Origin of the sequence: Enterococcus sp. C63 (assembly GCF_040887215.1) — a bacterium.
Lineage (GTDB): Bacteria > Bacillota > Bacilli > Lactobacillales > Enterococcaceae > Enterococcus_B > Enterococcus_B hirae.
This window is the reverse complement of sequence record NZ_JBFOFI010000001.1, coordinates 344,608-362,472: the sequence shown is the minus strand read 5'-3', so window position 1 is coordinate 362,472 and position 17,865 is coordinate 344,608. Positions and strand designations below refer to the sequence as shown.

At 37.3% G+C, this 17,865-nt stretch carries 16 protein-coding genes; 13 read left to right on the top strand and 3 right to left on the bottom strand.

From position 1 onward, the window contains the following. The first annotated feature begins 9 nt into the window (after nucleotides 1-9). From AB3H90_RS01645 to clpB, 12 genes are all read left to right on the top strand, one after another. Nucleotides 10-342 carry a hypothetical protein gene (locus tag AB3H90_RS01645; RefSeq protein WP_010737677.1) on the top strand — a complete coding sequence of 111 codons (333 nt, stop codon included), beginning with the start codon at nucleotides 10-12 and terminating at the stop codon, nucleotides 340-342. A 444-nt stretch (nucleotides 343-786) separates the two neighbouring features. Then, on the top strand, nucleotides 787-1,281 hold the full coding sequence (nrdR, locus tag AB3H90_RS01640; protein ID WP_010719039.1) for a transcriptional regulator NrdR: 495 nt from the start codon (nucleotides 787-789) through the stop codon (nucleotides 1,279-1,281). Nucleotides 1,282-1,321: 40 nt separating this feature from the next. After that, a complete protein-coding gene (locus AB3H90_RS01635; protein WP_368016041.1) occupies nucleotides 1,322-2,710 on the top strand; it encodes a replication initiation and membrane attachment family protein in 1,389 nt (462 codons plus the stop codon). Beyond that, complete coding sequence (dnaI, locus tag AB3H90_RS01630; RefSeq protein WP_368016040.1) at nucleotides 2,710-3,636, top strand: primosomal protein DnaI; 927 nt, start codon at nucleotides 2,710-2,712, stop codon at nucleotides 3,634-3,636. Before AB3H90_RS01635 ends, dnaI begins: the two co-directional genes overlap by 1 nt. 507 nt (nucleotides 3,637-4,143) lie before the next feature. After that, nucleotides 4,144-4,578 (top strand): lipoprotein, encoded by a 435-nt coding sequence (locus AB3H90_RS01625; protein ID WP_010737674.1) that lies wholly within the window; start codon nucleotides 4,144-4,146, stop codon nucleotides 4,576-4,578. 115 nt (nucleotides 4,579-4,693) lie between these two features. Beyond that, on the top strand, nucleotides 4,694-5,392 hold the full coding sequence (locus tag AB3H90_RS01620) for a tRNA (adenine(22)-N(1))-methyltransferase TrmK (protein ID WP_368016038.1): 699 nt from the start codon (nucleotides 4,694-4,696) through the stop codon (nucleotides 5,390-5,392). After that, nucleotides 5,392-6,513: a Nif3-like dinuclear metal center hexameric protein gene (locus AB3H90_RS01615; RefSeq protein WP_368016037.1), complete on the top strand. Its 1,122-nt coding sequence runs from the start codon at nucleotides 5,392-5,394 to the stop codon at nucleotides 6,511-6,513. Before AB3H90_RS01620 ends, AB3H90_RS01615 begins: the two co-directional genes overlap by 1 nt. 14 nt (nucleotides 6,514-6,527) lie before the next feature. Continuing rightward, complete coding sequence (pepT, locus tag AB3H90_RS01610) at nucleotides 6,528-7,760, top strand: peptidase T (RefSeq protein ID WP_368016036.1); 1,233 nt, start codon at nucleotides 6,528-6,530, stop codon at nucleotides 7,758-7,760. 132 nt (nucleotides 7,761-7,892) lie between these two features. Then, complete coding sequence (locus tag AB3H90_RS01605) at nucleotides 7,893-8,798, top strand: diacylglycerol kinase family protein (RefSeq protein ID WP_025480176.1); 906 nt, start codon at nucleotides 7,893-7,895, stop codon at nucleotides 8,796-8,798. A 26-nt stretch (nucleotides 8,799-8,824) separates the two neighbouring features. After that, nucleotides 8,825-9,097 (top strand): DUF1294 domain-containing protein, encoded by a 273-nt coding sequence (locus AB3H90_RS01600; protein WP_010719047.1) that lies wholly within the window; start codon nucleotides 8,825-8,827, stop codon nucleotides 9,095-9,097. A 10-nt stretch (nucleotides 9,098-9,107) separates the two neighbouring features. Then, nucleotides 9,108-10,151 (top strand): YbhN family protein, encoded by a 1,044-nt coding sequence (locus AB3H90_RS01595; protein WP_368016035.1) that lies wholly within the window; start codon nucleotides 9,108-9,110, stop codon nucleotides 10,149-10,151. A gap of 215 nt (nucleotides 10,152-10,366) precedes the next feature. After that, nucleotides 10,367-12,979: an ATP-dependent chaperone ClpB gene (clpB, locus tag AB3H90_RS01590; RefSeq protein WP_368016034.1), complete on the top strand. Its 2,613-nt coding sequence runs from the start codon at nucleotides 10,367-10,369 to the stop codon at nucleotides 12,977-12,979. 468 nt (nucleotides 12,980-13,447) lie between these two features. On the opposite strand, the gene AB3H90_RS01585 is transcribed toward clpB, so the two are convergent. From AB3H90_RS01585 to AB3H90_RS01575, 3 genes are read right to left on the bottom strand one after another with little or no spacing between them, the layout of a single operon-like run. Next, the gene (locus tag AB3H90_RS01585) at nucleotides 13,448-14,113 is read right to left on the bottom strand and encodes a hypothetical protein (RefSeq protein WP_010719050.1); all 666 of its coding nucleotides are present in this window, start codon (nucleotides 14,111-14,113) and stop codon (nucleotides 13,448-13,450) included. After that, nucleotides 14,106-14,600 carry a nucleoside 2-deoxyribosyltransferase gene (locus AB3H90_RS01580; protein ID WP_010719051.1) on the bottom strand — a complete coding sequence of 165 codons (495 nt, stop codon included), beginning with the start codon at nucleotides 14,598-14,600 and terminating at the stop codon, nucleotides 14,106-14,108. The genes AB3H90_RS01585 and AB3H90_RS01580 overlap by 8 nt, the downstream gene beginning before the upstream one ends. A gap of 16 nt (nucleotides 14,601-14,616) precedes the next feature. Then, nucleotides 14,617-15,837: an enhanced intracellular survival protein Eis gene (locus tag AB3H90_RS01575; protein WP_010719052.1), complete on the bottom strand. Its 1,221-nt coding sequence runs from the start codon at nucleotides 15,835-15,837 to the stop codon at nucleotides 14,617-14,619. A gap of 146 nt (nucleotides 15,838-15,983) precedes the next feature. Between AB3H90_RS01575 and lepA the strand changes: the two genes are divergently transcribed. Next, entirely contained in the window at nucleotides 15,984-17,819 is a 1,836-nt protein-coding gene (gene lepA / locus AB3H90_RS01570; protein ID WP_010719053.1) for a translation elongation factor 4, read from the top strand. Nucleotides 17,820-17,865: the final 46 nt, after the last annotated feature.

Below are 17,865 nucleotides of genomic sequence, written 5' to 3'. Positions count from 1 at the left end.
GGGATTGGTATGGGGACTTTTAAAAATCAAAAAGATAAAGTAGTCGGTTCTGCAAAAGAAAAACTAGGAGAGATCTTAAATAAAGATGAACTGGTAGATGAAGGACGGGCACAATCAGAAGCTGCAAAAGAAAATGATGAACGCTACAAAGCCAGAGTCGATGAATTAGAAGACCAACAAGCAGAAAAAGAAGCCAAGGAGCAAGATCTGACACAAGAACGAAAAAAAGATGATCCAACACACAAAAAAACACCTTTACCAGAATCCGATCATATTCCTGAACAACAAAAAATCGATGAACAACGAATGAAACATTATACAGGGATTGAAGAAAAACTTTAATGGGTATAACTTAGACTGTTGAAACAGAGAGTGAGACAAGTTTTGTCTCACTCTCTGTTTTTTTTGAAGTATGCACCTGAAAGAAGTTTTTAAGAAGCACTGTTTTACATGCAATTTTCTCGAAAGTCAAGCCTAATTGTTTTGCTTTGGAACAATTTCGATCAATCGATTGAAAAAAAGGTTCTTCTAACGAGGTTTTTTATACAGGAGAGTCGCCTGTAAGAATTGTTTCATGTTATAATACAACTAGTTACATGTGTGAAACTTTTTTTATGAAAAGCAGGAGTGAATCATAAAAATATTGTTTCATACGTAATTATTTACGTAACTATTATCGAGTGAAAATTTATCCTTTGACTGTTCATTGAATCAATACTATATAAATTGATTCAATATATTAAATGAATGTATATCAGAAAAATTCCAGATTAAGAGGTGAAAATAATGAGATGTCCTAGATGTCAACATAACAATTCCCGAGTGATTGATAGTCGACAAGCGGATGATGGTCGAGCAATTCGTCGAAGACGAGAGTGCGAAAACTGTTCTTTTCGTTTTACAACATTTGAAAGAATTGAAGCAGCACCTTTATTAGTGATCAAAAAAAATGGGGAACGGGAAGAATTTAATCGTGACAAGATTTTAAGAGGATTAATCCGTTCAGCAGAAAAAAGACCAGTTGCGATGGAACAAATGGAGCAAATCGTAAATCATGTTGAAAATCGGGTGCGAAGTCTTGGTGAAAATGAAGTATCGACGACGTTGATCGGAGAATACGTGATGGAAGATCTGGTCAATTTAGATGAGATTGCTTATATCCGTTTTGCCAGTGTTTATCGTCAATTTAAAGATATGTCGGTGTTTTTAAAAGAATTACAAGACATCGTTGATAAAGCAAAAGAAAATAATAAAGAGAATCATAAAGAAAACAACGAATAAATCAGAAATAAAATCAAGTCATAAAAGGAGGCCAAATTCCTTGGATAACGCATGGAAAGAGCTTCAACCTAAAAATATCTACCAAGGAAGAAAAAGCTATCCGCTAAGAGAAGAAGGGAAATCCTCATTACTTTATCTCTACCAGCCATTAATCGGCAGTGAAGCTTTGAGTTTGTATTTTACCTTACTATCAGAAATTCCTTTACAAAAAGGCGTTGGACTGGAAGGATTACATGCTGATCTGTTAAGTAGCTTGAATTGTGGTATTCCTCAGCTTTATGAAGCACGAAAAAAACTAGAAGGGATCGGACTTTTAGAAGTTTTTTTCAAAGAAGACCCTAGCTTAGGGGGATGTTTTATTTATGAGTTACTTGAGCCAATTGAACCGTTAGCATTTTTTAAAGATACATTATTGTCTTTTCTGCTATTAGAAAAAGTCGGTCAACGGCGTTTCGATCAGTTGATCCAACTATTTCAGCCGGAACATTTTTCGACGAATGATTATCAAAAGATCACAAAGAAATTTTTAGAAGTATATCGCTTTAATGAAAAAACTTATGCTGCAGATCAAGAGAAACTCGAGGAAAACCAACAGTCATTTACAACCAAATCAGCTGATCTGGGGAAGTCCATGGAACAATCCACTCTTGATTGGCGCTTTTTGACAGATTGGTTGGCAAAAAAACATATCATGAATCTAGATGAATCATTGAAGGAACAGTTAACAATGTATCATTTACTTTATGGCGTGGATGAGTTGACGTTAGGTGAATGGGTCGTACAAGCGTATGATTTTTCTGAGCAGACAGTATCTGTCAAAGAGCTTCAACGCATCGTATTGAAGAACCAACAGACGAAGCAAACAAATACATTGGCTAATCAAAATGAAGAAGCAACCTCTGCCAATCAGAATGAGACACCTAAGGAAGCAACTGCTCTGACAAATGCGACACTACAGTTAGTGAACGAAGCCAAAAGCATTCCGCCAATGAAATACTTAGAGGCACTGAAACAAGCAAAAGGCGGCTATGTCTCAAAACAAGAAACTTGGCTTTTACAGGATTTGGTTTCACAATCGGGATTGTCGAATAGTTTGATCAATATCCTGATCAATTATGTCTTAGTAATCAAAGATCGTCCTAGCTTAACCGCAAGCTTTGTCAACACGATCGCTAACGAATGGGCACAAAAAAAGATCATGACCCCAGAAGAAGCCATTGAACATATTCGGAAAACCAATAGCAAAGTCAAACAAAATACTAAAAATACGAACCAGAATTATTCAACTAATCGTCGAAACGTTCGTCGTGAGAAACTACCAGATTGGGTCAACCAGCCAAAAGAAGAGAAAAAAATCAGTAGTGAGAAAAAAGCGGAGATCGAACGACGATTCAAAGAATATTTTGCCAAGAAGGAGGGAGATAGCTAATGGAAGATGTAGGAAAAGAATTAAAGCGGATCATCAGCCAGCGAAATTATCAACAAAAATTTGCTGAAATGATCGAAGAAGTCCTCAACGATCCAGATGTGCAAGCCTTTTTGGCGGATCACAAAGATGAGTTAACACAAGCAGATATCGAAAAAAGTTATGCAAAACTATATGAATTTGTCCAAGAAAAACGAAAATACCAAAAAAATGACCCTACGATGATCGCTCCTGGCTATGAGCCCAAGCTAACCTTGAATTTTCATTATGTCGATGTGACTTATGTTCCAACAGAAGCCTTATTGGCGAAGAAAAGACAAGAAGAAATTAGGAACCGGATCAAAGCTGTCGATATGCCAAAAGATATCCAAGATGCTTCTTTCAATAATTTTGAGCGTACCGATGGACGGAGCTATGCAAGTTTTGAAACACTAGACTTTGTGGAAAATTATAGTGCAAGTCCCAAAGAATATCATAAAGGACTTTATTTAGTTGGTAGCTTTGGAATAGGAAAAACCTATCTTTTAGGGGCGACTGCCAGAGAACTAGCCATTAAAGGCTTTACAACTACACTTGTCCATTTTCCTACTTTTGCTGTTGAAATGAAACAAGCGATTGGAAAAGATCAAGTCGCAGAAAAACTAGATGCGGTCAAACGTTCACCCATTTTAATGATGGATGACATTGGCGCTGATGCAATGAGTAGTTGGATCAGAGATGAAGTCTTTGGTGTGATTTTGCAATATCGAATGCAAGAGCAACTGCCAACCTTTTTCTCTTCCAATTTTACAATGAATGAATTGGAACAACATCTTGCTGTGACACAGCGTGGAGATGAAGAACCATTGAAAGCCAAACGAATCATGGAACGGATTCGTTATTTGACAAAAGAAATTGAAATGACTGGACGCAATCGAAGAAATGGCTAGCGAAAAGAGAAAGCATAGAAGTCATAATTGTAGCCTTAGTAGGCTTAGAAGATGTGATCGCGAAAGCCTTTTGCTGAATTAGTTATTGCCCTATTTCCTGCCTATTGCTTTGATGGGTAGGAAAATAAGCAATGCAAACAATTAATTGAGAAAAGTCTGCAAATAATTCTCTTTTCAATGACTCTCGATGTTCACTTAGTTATTCAAGAAACTCATAATTTGAGATGAAAGTGTATCTGAATTCATACTTAACGCCACTTATATTGATCGTAACAAGCTACAAAAGTGGTGTCATACTGGATAGAGTGATGATTACTGAGAAGCTTATGCCTGATCAATAGTCATCATGGTAACGAAAAAAGACAACCATAAATTTCTGATGAACAAGTATCAAAAACAAAATTGAACGACTAAAAACAGAATATATTGATTATCGTCAACTAAATAAAAAGTCAAAGAACGATCATCAATTGAAGTAATGTAAATAATTAGCCGGAGGATAAAGATATGAAAGTGATTTTTTCTTGTTTGTTGGCGACAGGGTTACTTTTTTCGCTAACAGGTTGTGGTAATGGAGATAAAAATGAGGCATCGATCGATTCGATTAGTGCGGAAACAACGACTAAAGCGAAGGATTCTTCTAACGAAGGACAAAGTATTTTTAAGGGTGAAATTGAAAGTATTGATGACTCAGTCGATGATACCATTCAAATCAAAGTGGTCAATGTAGATGAAATCGAAGACCCCGAGAATATTGGAACCTCTTTTGATAATGATGGTGTAACACTAAATGTTTCGAATGATCAATTAGTCGGAGGTAAGGAATCTTTTCAAAAAGGTGACGAGATCAAGTTTACTTTAAAAGAAAAACCAATTATGACAATGTCAATCCCTCCGCAAATTCCTGGTAATTCGATCGTTGAGGTAAGAGTTATTGAATAGTCAGTGTTAAAGTTTCGTAAAAGCAAATAGCTCATCAGGAGATTTGAAATTTTTCTTTTTCAAATCTCCTTCATTTATAGGGAAAATGTTATAATGAGGGGGAAGGAGTGAAGGTATGAACCACTTAGATTTATCGAAACGCTTAGCATTAGTGGGAGAACATGTCCCAACAGGAGCGTTTTTAGCAGATATTGGCTCTGACCACGCTTACTTGCCAGTTGCATTAATGTTAAAGGATAAAATTGAATTTGCTGTAGCTGGCGAAGTGGTAAAAGGCCCTTATGAGTCAGCAAAAAAACAAGTACAGAAAAATGGTTTAGAAAAGCGGATCGTTGTTCGTTTAGCTAACGGATTAGATGCGATTGAGCCAACAGATCAGATCAATGCGATCACGATTACTGGTATGGGTGGGGCTTTGATTCGAGATATTTTAGAAGCAGGCGCCAAACAACATCGTTTAACAGGGAAGGAGCGTTTGATTCTCCAACCAAATATTGGCGAGCAAGCAGTGAGAAAATGGTTGCAAGACAATCACTATCAAATCATTGCAGAAGAGATTTTAGAGGAAAACAAAAAAATCTATGAAATCATTGTAGCTGAAAAAACATCGACGAAGCATATCTATAATGAGGAAGAGATTCTGTTTGGTCCATTTTTATTGCAAGGAAAAACAGTGGTATTCCAAAAGAAATGGCAAAGAGAATTAAAACAAAGACAAGCGATTTTAAAACAATTGGCACAAGCACAGAACCAAGAAGAACGTGTTGAAGCGATAAAAAAAGAAATCCAGATGATCGAGGAGGTTTTAGCTTAATGGCGATCAACGGTAATGAATTTATTCGCAAATTTGAAGAATATTGTCCTCAATGGTTGGCTGAAGAAGGAGATCCTGTGGGGCTACACCTTGGAACGTTAAATAAACCGATTCAACGCATAATGATGACATTAGATGTTCGTCCAGAAGTTGTGCAAGAAGCCATCGAAAAAAAGATTGATTTGTTAATTGCTAAACATCCTCCCATTTTTCGACCAATTAAACGATTAACAACGGATCATCCACAAGAAAAAATGTATGCTGATTTATTAAAACATGATATTTCTGTCTATGCAGCACATACCAATATGGATATTATCGAGGATGGATTGAATGATTGGTTTTGTGAAGCATTAGGAATCAATGTCGAAAATTATTTGTTAAAGACACATACAAGGCATTACAAAAAACTAGCTGTTTATGTACCGATCGAAGACGCTGACAAATTACGTAAGGCTTTAGCTGAGGCTGGTGCGGGTGAACAAGGTCATTACGATCATACAAGTTTTACCAGTATTGGCGAAGGTCGTTTTCGACCGAATGAACAGGCACATCCCGCAATTGGTAAAAATGGCCAACTAGAAAAGGTAGAAGAAGCTAAAGTGGAAGTGATTTTTCCTGAAGACCGTGAGGAAAAAGTGTTATCAGCTATGTATCGTGTCCATCCTTATGAAGAAGTAGCATTTGATTTGTTTTCAATTGACGAACCGACTCAAACCTGGGGGATCGGTCGAATCGGAGAATTACCAGAAGCGCTTGATTTAGATACATTTGTATCTAAAGTAAAAGAAGTTTTCCAATTAGAAGGGCTACGAGTTGTTCGTCCAACTCATACAAAGAGCACTGTTAAAAGAATCGCCATTTGTGGTGGTAGTGGCGAAAAGTTCTATCCTTATGCATTAGCTCAAAAAGCGGATGTTTATATTACTGGAGATATCTATTACCACACAGCTCAAGATATGCAAAGTGCAGGCTTGATTGCGATTGATCCAGGTCATTATATTGAATCTTTATGTAAAGAAAAGTTTGTCGAAAAATTTGAGAAATGGAAACAAGAAGAAAATTGGACCGTTGATTTCTTTGTTTCAGAAACGGATACGAACCCATTTCAATTTAACTAAAGGAGAGCTGTTGTATGTACGAAAATCTTTTACCACGTTTTTTACGCTATGTTAAGACTGAAACCAGATCTGATGAAAGTAGTCAAACGACTCCTTCGACACAAACACAAGTCGCTTTTGCGCAAGTCTTAAAAAAGGAATTAGAAGATTTAGGACTAACCAATGTATTTTACAATGAAGAAAATGGATTTGTTATAGGAACATTGCCAAGTAACATTGAAAAGAAAGTTCGCTCGATCGGTTTCATTGCCCACATTGATACCGCAGATTTCAATGCAGTAAATGTTAATCCACAAATCATTGAGAACTACGATGGGGAATCAACGATTGTTCTAGATAGTGAAGAACATTATACATTAAATACCAAAGACTTCCCTAATTTGAAAAACTACGAAGGACACACATTGATCACAACTGATGGCAGTACGTTGTTAGGTGCGGACGATAAAGCTGGGATCGCTGAAATTATGACCGCAATGGAAATTCTGCTGAAAAACCCAACTATCCCTCATGGTGAGATCAAAGTAGCTTTTGGACCAGATGAAGAGATTGGGGTAGGAGCAGATAAATTTGATGTCCAGCAGTTTGATGTTGATTTTGCCTATACCGTTGATGGTGGACCTTTAGGCGAATTGCAATATGAAACATTCAGCGCAGCTCAGGCTAATATTTCAATTCAAGGAAAAAATGTCCATCCTGGTACAGCCAAAGATACGATGATCAATGCATTACAATTAGCGATAGACTTCCATAATCAACTACCAGCAGATGAAGTCCCAGAAAAAACGACAGGTTATGAAGGGTTCTTCCATTTGATGGGATTAAATGGAAATGTCGAAGAAGCAACTATGAGTTATATTATCCGTGACCACGATCGAGAAAAATTTGAAGCACGGAAAGCGAAAATTACTGAAATCCAAGAAAAACTAAATAGTCGCTTCGATCAGACACGCGTGAAAGTTGATATGTATGATCAGTACTATAATATGCGAGAAATTATTGAAAAAGATATGAGCATTGTTGAATTAGCAAAACAAGCGATGATCGATTTAGAAATCGAGCCTGTGATTGAACCAGTACGAGGTGGAACAGATGGATCGAAAATTTCTTATCTAGGCATTCCAACGCCTAATTTGTTCGCGGGTGGCGAAAATATGCACGGCCGATTTGAGTTTGTTTCTCTGCAAGTGATGGAAAAAGCAACAGATGTGATTGTAAAAATTGCAGAATTGAATACAAACGTATAAAATCAAATAGGAACGTGGATGGATCAAGTAAGTGAACGAAGTGGATCTATCCTTTTAGCTGGGGGTGGGCGTATTCCAATAATGGAACGTCTGACCCCTTGGTTTTTGTGTAAAAATGGGAGGAAGAAAGAAATGGAAAAATTGCTAGTTTTTTATAATCAAAGCTCAGGACAAGATGAAGGTGAAAAATTAGCAAGCTGGTTTAAAGAATATGCCTTAAAGAAACGACCAGAACTAATCATCAATCTAACGGAAACAGGTCCTTCGATCAAGCATGAGACATTAGTCAAAAAAGCTGAAGAAACGCACGCAGATACCTTAATCGTAATCGGAGGCGATGGTACGATCCATCATATTGTACAGGCTTTTCAAGATAAACTTGAGCATTATCAAGTAGGACTACTACCAGGAGGAACAGTCAATAATTTAGCACGTGTTCTCGGTATTCCATTAGAAAAGGAAAAAGCTGCGGACATTATCTTAGAGGGACAAATCCGTCAAATCGATTATGGAAAAGTCAATGATGAAGTCATTATCTCAACTTTAACGATCGGTATACTGGCAGATACAGCTGTTTGGATCAGTCAAAAAGAAAAGCAAAAATATGGTTCTTGGATTTTTATCAAACGGTTCATCAAGTTATTATTAAAAAAGAGAAAGTATCATTTAGATATCAAAACAGAAAAAGAACATTGGCGAGGAAAAACACAATTATTGACAGTCACAATGTCTAACTCAGTAGGTGGTTATACGAATTTTGATGATTCAGCTTCACCCGATGATGGTATGTTTCATGTCACAATCATCCCATCTTTAGATATTTTTCGATTTGTTTTTTATTTGCCTCGTTTAATCAAAGGAAAAATTTACTCTGTCCCAGGTATCAATTATTTGACTGCTAGTCAAATCAATATCCAAGCACGGGAGAAATCAGTTGGCACTCGTACAGATGGTGATACGACAGATAATCTGCCTATCGAATTAGTCGTAGTCAAAAAAGGGTTGTCGGTCTTTGCTCCTAAAGAAGAGCAAAAATGATGTGCTAGAGGTGGAGGAAAACACGTATGGAAGCTTTACTACACAATCCTTTGTGGTTTTATTTAGTGATCGTCAATTTATATTTATTTTGTTTGATGGGGTATGATAAGTATCAAGCAAAAAAAGGCGGTTGGCGCGTTCCAGAAAATAATTTGATTTTTGTTAGTTTATTAGGCGGTGGAATTGGCGGATTGATTTCTCGTAAAGTATTCCATCATAAAACGAGAAAAAAGAAATTTACAGTAGGATTTGTACTGGGTGTATTGGTGGATTTACTGTTGATTTATTTTTTTCATTAAGGAGTAATTGATGGCGACAAAAGGTGCAAAAACGAAAATAGCGTTAAATCTATTCTTATTGATTGGAATTTTTGCCATTATTTATTATTTGATCAACCAATCTTTTGCAGATATTTTCGCTGAATTGCTGTCTACAAGCTTTATCGTTCTGGTAGCGGCATTCTTGTTAGGAACGATCTATCAGTTGGCAGAAGGGCGTTCAATCAAAGAGATTGCCCAGCCTTTCGAACCAACATTTTCCACTTGGGATGGTTTTTGGACATCTTGCTATATTGCATTTTATCGAATCGTTTCATTTGGAACAGGCACTTTGATTTCAGAAATTTATTTTTATAATAAAAAAGGAATGAAATACTCACAAGGTGCAGGTGTCACTGCGTTGCATATGATTATGTATAAATTAGCCGTGATTACCTATGCGATCATTGGTTTGATCATCCAGTTCTCTTTATTTTATTCCAAAGGACCAAACATGATTTGGTTCATTATTGCTGGCATTATTCTAACTGGGCTGATCATTGCCTTTTTATTGATGGTCTCGATGAGTCTGAATCTACAAATTTTCTTTGTGAGTATCTCAAACAAACTGTTTCGAAGTGAACGCATCAGAAGTTGGGTAGATACATGTAATACACAAATCTATTCGTTGAGAGAAACTGTCCAGACAATTGTCAAAGATCGAACAGCTCTATTACGCATCTATTTTTGGAATATGGTCAAACTTATTTTTTGGTATATCATGCCCTATCTCTTTTTGGTTGAAAACCATCCCACGATCGACTTTCTCTTGACCTTTTCATTCATCAGTTTTGCGGTAGTATTATCTGGTGTCATCCCTACACCAGCTGGAATCGGCTCATTTGAATTTGTCTATCTATTGTTATTCAGACCACTTGTGGGAACCGTAGATGCTTTTTCTTCTTTATTACTGTATCGGTTTAGCTCATTTATCTTACCTTTTATTTATGGGTTATTCTACGTGATTGCTGATCGTCGAAGGGTAATAAAACAAGAGATCCAAGATGTAAAAAACAACAAAAAAGAATCAAATTGATTATTACAGCGATTGTATAGAGTCATTTTATTAGATCTAAAACACAACAGTAAGTCCATCCAAGTTGGCTCTGTTGTGTTTTTTTTTGATCACTTATTTCCGATAAAATAAGCGAGGTTATCTTTTGACCAAGACTGACCAAAGAGGTATAATGTTTATTGGAACGAGATGTATCATATTGAATATTGAAATTTTATATTCAGGAGGTAAGTAAAATGAACATTGAAAAAATGACAACCACGCTTCAAGAAGCGATTGCTGAAGCGCAACAAATCGCTGTCACAAGAAAACATCAAGAAATTGATATTGCGCATTTGTGGAAGATTTTTTTACAACCAAACCATTTTGGGCGCAATCTATACACTGATGCGGGAATGGATGTTGATACGTTTGAAAAGGAAGTAGATCGTGTATTAGATGAATATCCCACAGTTTCAGGGGGAACCGTCCAATATGGTCAGAATCTAAGCCAAAATCTATTCCGTTTATTAAATGAAGCAGACCAGTTAAGAGAAAGTTTTGGCGATGAATTTCTTTCAACAGAGATTGTAATTTTAGCCTTGATGAAATTGAAAAATTATCCATTGACGGTTTATTTGACCAAAAATGGTTTATCAGAAAAAGAGTTACGTAAAAATATCGAAGACATGAGAGGAGGAGAAAAGGTGACATCTAAAAATCAAGAAGAACAATACAAAGCATTAGAAAAATACGGCGTAGATCTTGTTCAACAAGTCAGAAGCGGGAAAATGGATCCAATCATTGGACGTGATGAAGAAATTCGGGATGTTATCCGTATCTTATCTCGTAAAACCAAGAATAATCCAGTATTGATTGGTGAACCTGGTGTCGGTAAAACAGCAATTGTAGAAGGGTTAGCACAACGTATCGTACGAAAAGACGTGCCAGAAAACTTGAAAGATAAAACGATCTTTTCATTAGACATGGGGGCATTGATTGCTGGTGCTAAATTCCGTGGTGAATTTGAGGAACGATTAAAAGCTGTGCTGAAAGAAGTCAAGAAAAGTGATGGACGAATCATCTTATTTATTGATGAAATCCATAATATCGTTGGTGCAGGGAAAACTGAAGGCAGCATGGATGCTGGAAATTTATTGAAACCAATGCTTGCTCGAGGTGAATTGCATTTAATCGGTGCTACTACATTAGATGAATATCGTCAATATATGGAAAAAGATAAAGCATTAGAACGACGTTTCCAAAAAGTCTTAGTCAAAGAACCGACAGTAGAAGATACAATCAGTATCTTACGAGGATTGAAAGAACGTTTTGAGATTCATCATGGAGTCAACATTCATGATAATGCATTAGTCGCTGCTGCAACTTTATCTGACCGTTATATCACAGACCGCTTTTTACCAGATAAAGCAATTGATTTGATCGATGAAGCAAGTGCAACGATCCGAGTAGAAATGAACTCTATGCCGACTGAGCTAGACCAAGTGACTCGTCGCTTGATGCAATTAGAGATCGAAGAAGCAGCATTGAAAAAAGAATCCGACGATGCAAGTAAAAAACGTTTGAAAAATCTACAAGAAGAGTTAGCTGATCTTCGTGAAGAAGCAAACTCGATGAAAATACAATGGGAAACAGAAAAACAAGAAGTCAATAGCGTTTCTTCTAAACGTGCGGAAATCGATAAAGCCAAACATGAATTAGAAGATGCAGAAAACAACTATGATTTAGAACGGGCTGCCGTCCTAAGACATGGAACGATTCCTCAATTAGAAAAAGAATTAAAGGAATTGGAAGCAAAAGCTAAAGACAGTGAAATCAAAATGGTTCAAGAATCAGTCACTGAAAACGAAATTGCGCAAGTGGTTGGACGTTTAACTGGTATCCCAGTCACGAAATTAGTGGAAGGGGAACGAGAAAAACTAATCAAGCTCAACGAAACATTGCATAAACGTGTGATTGGACAAGATGAAGCAGTAGATGCTGTCAGTGATGCGGTCATTCGCTCTCGAGCAGGATTGCAAGATCCAAACCGCCCACTAGGTTCTTTCTTATTCTTAGGACCAACCGGAGTTGGGAAAACAGAATTAGCGAAAGCTTTAGCAGAAAACTTATTTGATTCTGAAGAACACATGGTGCGGATCGATATGAGTGAGTATATGGAGAAACATGCCGTATCTCGTTTGGTTGGGGCTCCTCCAGGTTATGTTGGCTATGAAGAAGGCGGACAATTGACGGAAGCCGTTCGCAGAAATCCTTATACGATCGTTTTACTCGATGAAATCGAAAAAGCCCATCCAGATGTCTTTAATATCTTGTTACAAGTATTAGATGATGGACGGTTAACTGATTCTAAAGGACGTGTAGTTGACTTCAAAAATACCGTTCTTATCATGACCAGCAACATTGGTTCTCAACTGTTATTAGAAGGAGTGTCAGCAGATGGCACTATCCCTGAAGAAGTGGAAGAACAAGTAAGAACGATCCTTCGAGGTCATTTCAAACCAGAATTCTTAAATCGAATCGATGATACGATTTTATTCACACCGTTAAGTCTTGAAAATGTGAAAGGAATCGTTGATAAAATGGTGGCACAATTGGCAAAACGATTGGATTATCAAGAAATCCATCTAACAATCAGCGACGAAGCCAAAACATGGATCGCTGAAAATGCCTACGAACCAGCATACGGGGCACGACCATTGAAACGCTTTATTACGAAAGAAGTAGAAACACCATTAGCCAAAGAAATCGTAGCAGGACACATCTTACCAAAATCTAAAGTAACGATTACCTTGCTAGCAGAGAAACTTCATTTCCAAACGGAAGAACTTGAAGACACGGAAGAGTAAAGAAACGGTAAGCTTTCGCAAGAAAACGGGTGTTGGCAAACAGTAGAATCGATCAAATGTTTAGTTGAGCCACACACCATCTAAGCTTAAAAAAAAACAATAAAGTTAGGTCAACCACCTAGCTTTATTGTTTTTTTGTAATTTAGTCATAAGTCTGAAAAAATCATTCATAAAATAAGTTGATCTCAATCGTTATTTCCAAGTTCATCTACTCATAAGGTAATGTTTTTATTCCCCATATAAATAGGAGTAGTCAGGTAAATATCTTCTTTGTTCCCATCATTTTAACCCTTATCAATAAGTACAATTTTCATTGAGAATGGTAACAAAATCACCGTAAGGGTTGATGATAAGAAATAAGTGGGTGAGACAAAAGTGAGATGCTTCCTAAAAATTGTGCGTGAAAACGTCAATGGTTAGGTGGCATCTCATTTTGTCACAATTCTTTAATGTGATATTTTTTTTGCTCTATTTCAAAATTTTCAACCGATAATTTTCAAAATAATCACGATTGTTTCTTCCTTGGGTCCAGGCAAAGATTCCCATGACCAATGCACCAATCGTATTTGTGAATAAATCACCCATCGTGTCCATCAAAGCAGCTCGTCCGACAAATAAGGTGCCATCTGAAGCGGCAAACCGTTGGAGATTCATTCCTAAGAATTGATCACAGAGAAATTCCCAAAATTCCCAGAACACGCCACAGAGGCCAGCAAAGGCAAAACCAAACAGTAAAAACAACCATGGACTAGTCTTCGCAATTGGTGCATCTTTCAATAATAAGCCGATCAATCCGTAACCTAGGGCAGTCAATACCATAGGACTAACGGCGTGTAAAATTTTATCCCAGAATGAAATGATACTGATCAAATGCATACCGGTACCTAAGAACACGGAAATAAACAAGAAAAACCAATAAAATAAAACAATGGCATCTGGAACGTATAATTTTGCGATTTTTCTAACGATCTGAGGGAGAAAAATCAATAGAATCCCAGCTAAAGATTCGATGATGAAAGTAACTCCCTGAGTAGTTGAATATTTTTTAGTAATAAATTCATAAAGATTATAACAAACCACAAACACACCAAAAGCAACAAGTGCAAGTTGGATTTTTTTCATTGTCTTATTCATGGCTCAAACCTCCATCTAAGTAAGTCTTTACTTGACTGAGTAACGCTTCTTCACTAGTTACGAGAGCGCCATTTAGCTTGATTAACCCAATTGTATAAAGATTTAAATAATGGAATTGGTTTTCAGCTACTTCTTGTAAAGCAGCAATTTTTTGCGGGTGGGTACCGCCTTGTTGCCGACTATCTGTATACAATCCAATGACAGGAATCCCTTTAGCATAGGCAACACCAATTTCGGATGCAACACCAGGATCAATGGTCAAACCATCTAATAGTGCAATCATCAAATCACTTTCCAACACCTTTTCTGTATCGGCTAAAGCAATCATCTGACTATCAGCATAGGCTGTTTTATCATTGATCGCTTCGTTTTCTTGCGGAAGATAAATGGTTAATTCATTGGAAAGACTCCTGATTTCTTCTACAAGTTTCGCATTATATAATAAGTCACTTTTCGCAAAAAGTGGGGCAGCAAAATAAATATTCATTTTCATCGTCCTTTTCTTAGAAATAGTCACTGAAATAAGCTTCCATATTTGGAAGAATCAATTCAAGTGTTTTAAGTGTTTCATCATCTGTTTTGATTCGTTCGATCCTTGCAAGATAAGAAGGGCGACGATAATTCATCATCAAACAACTTAATGTTTGAATGGACAACTGGACCGATTGTCCGACAGGTTCGTCCACGACATCCAATTGTCCGTCTTCGTTCCAGACCAACCCAAAAACACCATTGTTCCATGAGGCGATAGGGTCCTCGACAACAAAGTGGAAAGGTTTCGCAGTAGAAACGAAGGGGAATTGCTTCAGAAACTCTTTGACATCTACGATTCTCGCCATGTAATAAGGCTCGATCTGTTCTTTTATTTGACTATCTTCGATCAAGAAAGCCAGTGGCTCATTTTTGTAGATGTCACCGTGAACCCAGTAAACCATTGAAAAGTGTGCTGAAATAAAATTCCATAAACCATTCCGAGCTTCTTGATTCAAGTAAAACATCTCTTTAACATGGAAAATTTCTTCAGCGACCCAATAAAATAAAACACCAATTGGTTCATGCTCTTTCGTATAGTAGATCGCAGCTGTCCGTTCCTCTTTATTTTCAAATCGCCAATATTCTTCCCAATGAAATTGGCTACGAAACAAAGCACCGTGATTTTGAGCCGCAAATTTCTGATATACTCGGTAAACATCTGGATGATCTACTGGTAATCGTTCCACCATTCCATCCACAGGAACATTCTTCGGTAATTGGGTATCACGAATTTTAAATGTCAACTTATCAGACATGATTTCCCAACCCTTGCGTCGATAATAAGGCACGCTATAGGGATAAAGATAAGAGATCCATTGTTTGTTTTTACGCATATTATCTAACGCAACCAAGATCAAATCTTGCATCAATCCATGATTTGCATATTCAGGATACGTTCCGACACCGGTAACGCCACCCATTTTGTATGGTTTACCGTGGATGTTGACTTCACATGGATAGATCGCAATTTGAGAAATCAATTTGTTATGGTGGAACCATCCAAATACTTCCGATAGTTCCAAAATTGGGCGCTTGGAGCGAATAAATGCCCCTTTGCTTTCAAAACCACTTTCTTCGATGTCTGCTTCTGTTACTTGAAAGACATAAGACAATAACTCATTGAATTGATCAACATCTTTTTCAGTAACAGGTTTTAATTCAAGATTTTCTCTGAAATCTTTTTCATCCATTCTTTCATCTCCAATTATTTACTTGTTATTAGTATAGCAAATTTTCATAAAAAAAACTTCTAAAGCTGACTAGGTAAAAAGTCTTTAAATTCATGCTTTTCATTGATATAATGAGAGGTGCTGATTAAACGAAAAGAGGAGACGCTATGGATATAAAAAAAATGAAACAACGACAAGAGCAAATTCGAAATTTTTCGATCATTGCTCATATCGACCATGGAAAATCAACGCTGGCCGATCGTATTCTGGAAAAGACGAACACTGTGACGTCTCGTGAAATGCAGGATCAGCTATTAGACTCAATGGATCTAGAGCGTGAACGTGGAATCACGATTAAATTAAATGCTGTCGAATTGAATTATACAGCCAAAAATGGCGAAACCTATATCTTCCATCTAATCGACACCCCTGGGCACGTCGATTTCACTTATGAAGTATCAAGGAGTTTAGCAGCCTGTGAAGGTGCGGTATTAGTAGTTGATGCGGCACAGGGAATCGAGGCTCAAACATTAGCAAATGTTTACTTAGCTTTGGATAATGATCTGGAAATTTTGCCAGTCATCAATAAAATCGATCTTCCAGCTGCTGATCCAGAACGTGTACGACAAGAAATCGAAGATGTTATCGGGATCGATGCCAGTGAGGCAGTCCTGGCTAGTGCTAAAGCAGGAATTGGGATTGAAGAAATACTTGAACAAATCGTTGAATATGTACCAGCCCCATCAGGCGATCTGGATGCCCCTTTGAAAGCATTGATCTTTGATTCCGTGTACGATAGTTATCGAGGAGTCGTTCTGAATGTTCGAATCACAGACGGTATGGTCAAACCAGGGGATAAAATCAAACTGATGAGTAACGGCAAAACATTTGATGTGACAGAAGTAGGAGTCTTTTCACCAAAAGCTGTTGCTAGAGACTTCTTGATGGTCGGTGATGTAGGGTATATCACGGCAAGCATCAAAACGGTCCAAGACACACGAGTAGGGGATACAGTTACGCTGGCAGATAATCCAGCAGAAGAAGCGCTACCTGGATACCGTAAAATGAATCCAATGGTTTACTGTGGATTATATCCAATTGATACTTCCCGCTACAATGATCTGCGTGAAGCACTTGAAAAATTACAACTAAACGACGCAGCACTACAGTTTGAACCTGAAACCTCACAAGCCCTTGGCTTTGGCTTCCGTTGTGGATTCTTAGGTTTATTACACATGGATGTAGTCCAAGAACGTTTGGAACGTGAGTTCAACTTAGAGTTGATCACAACGGCACCTTCTGTAATCTATCATGTGAATAAAACAGATGGGTCTATGACAGTCGTCGATAATCCAGCAGATTTTCCAGAACCAGTAACGATCCAAGATGTTGAAGAACCTTTTGTGAAGGCACAAATCATGGTTCCAAATGATTTCGTTGGTGCAGTGATGGAATTATCCCAAAGAAAACGTGGAGAATTCATCACAATGGATTATTTAGATGATTATCGAGTGAATGTCGTTTATAATATTCCGCTTTCTGAAATCGTTTTTGACTTTTTCGATAAACTAAAATCCAGTACGAAAGGTTATGCTTCCTTGGATTATGAAATGTCCGGTTATCAAAAGAGCAAGTTAGTAAAAATGGATATTTTATTAAATGGAGAAAAAGTCGATGCGTTAAGTTTCATCGTTCACCGAGACTTTGCTTACGAACGAGGAAAAGCAATCGTTGAAAAACTGAAAAAACTAATTCCACGTCAACAATTTGAAGTGCCGATCCAAGCAGCTATCGGACAAAAAATCGTTGCTCGTTCAGATATCAAAGCATTACGTAAAAACGTCTTAGCAAAATGTTATGGTGGAGATGTCTCACGTAAACGTAAACTTCTTGAAAAACAAAAAGAAGGAAAGAAACGAATGAAACAAATCGGTAGCGTCGAAGTCCCACAAGAAGCCTTCATGGCTGTTCTGAAAATGGATGAGGACGAACCGAAGAAATAACAAAGGGTCTAGCCATTGAGCTAGACCTTTTTTTGTGTGTTTTGAA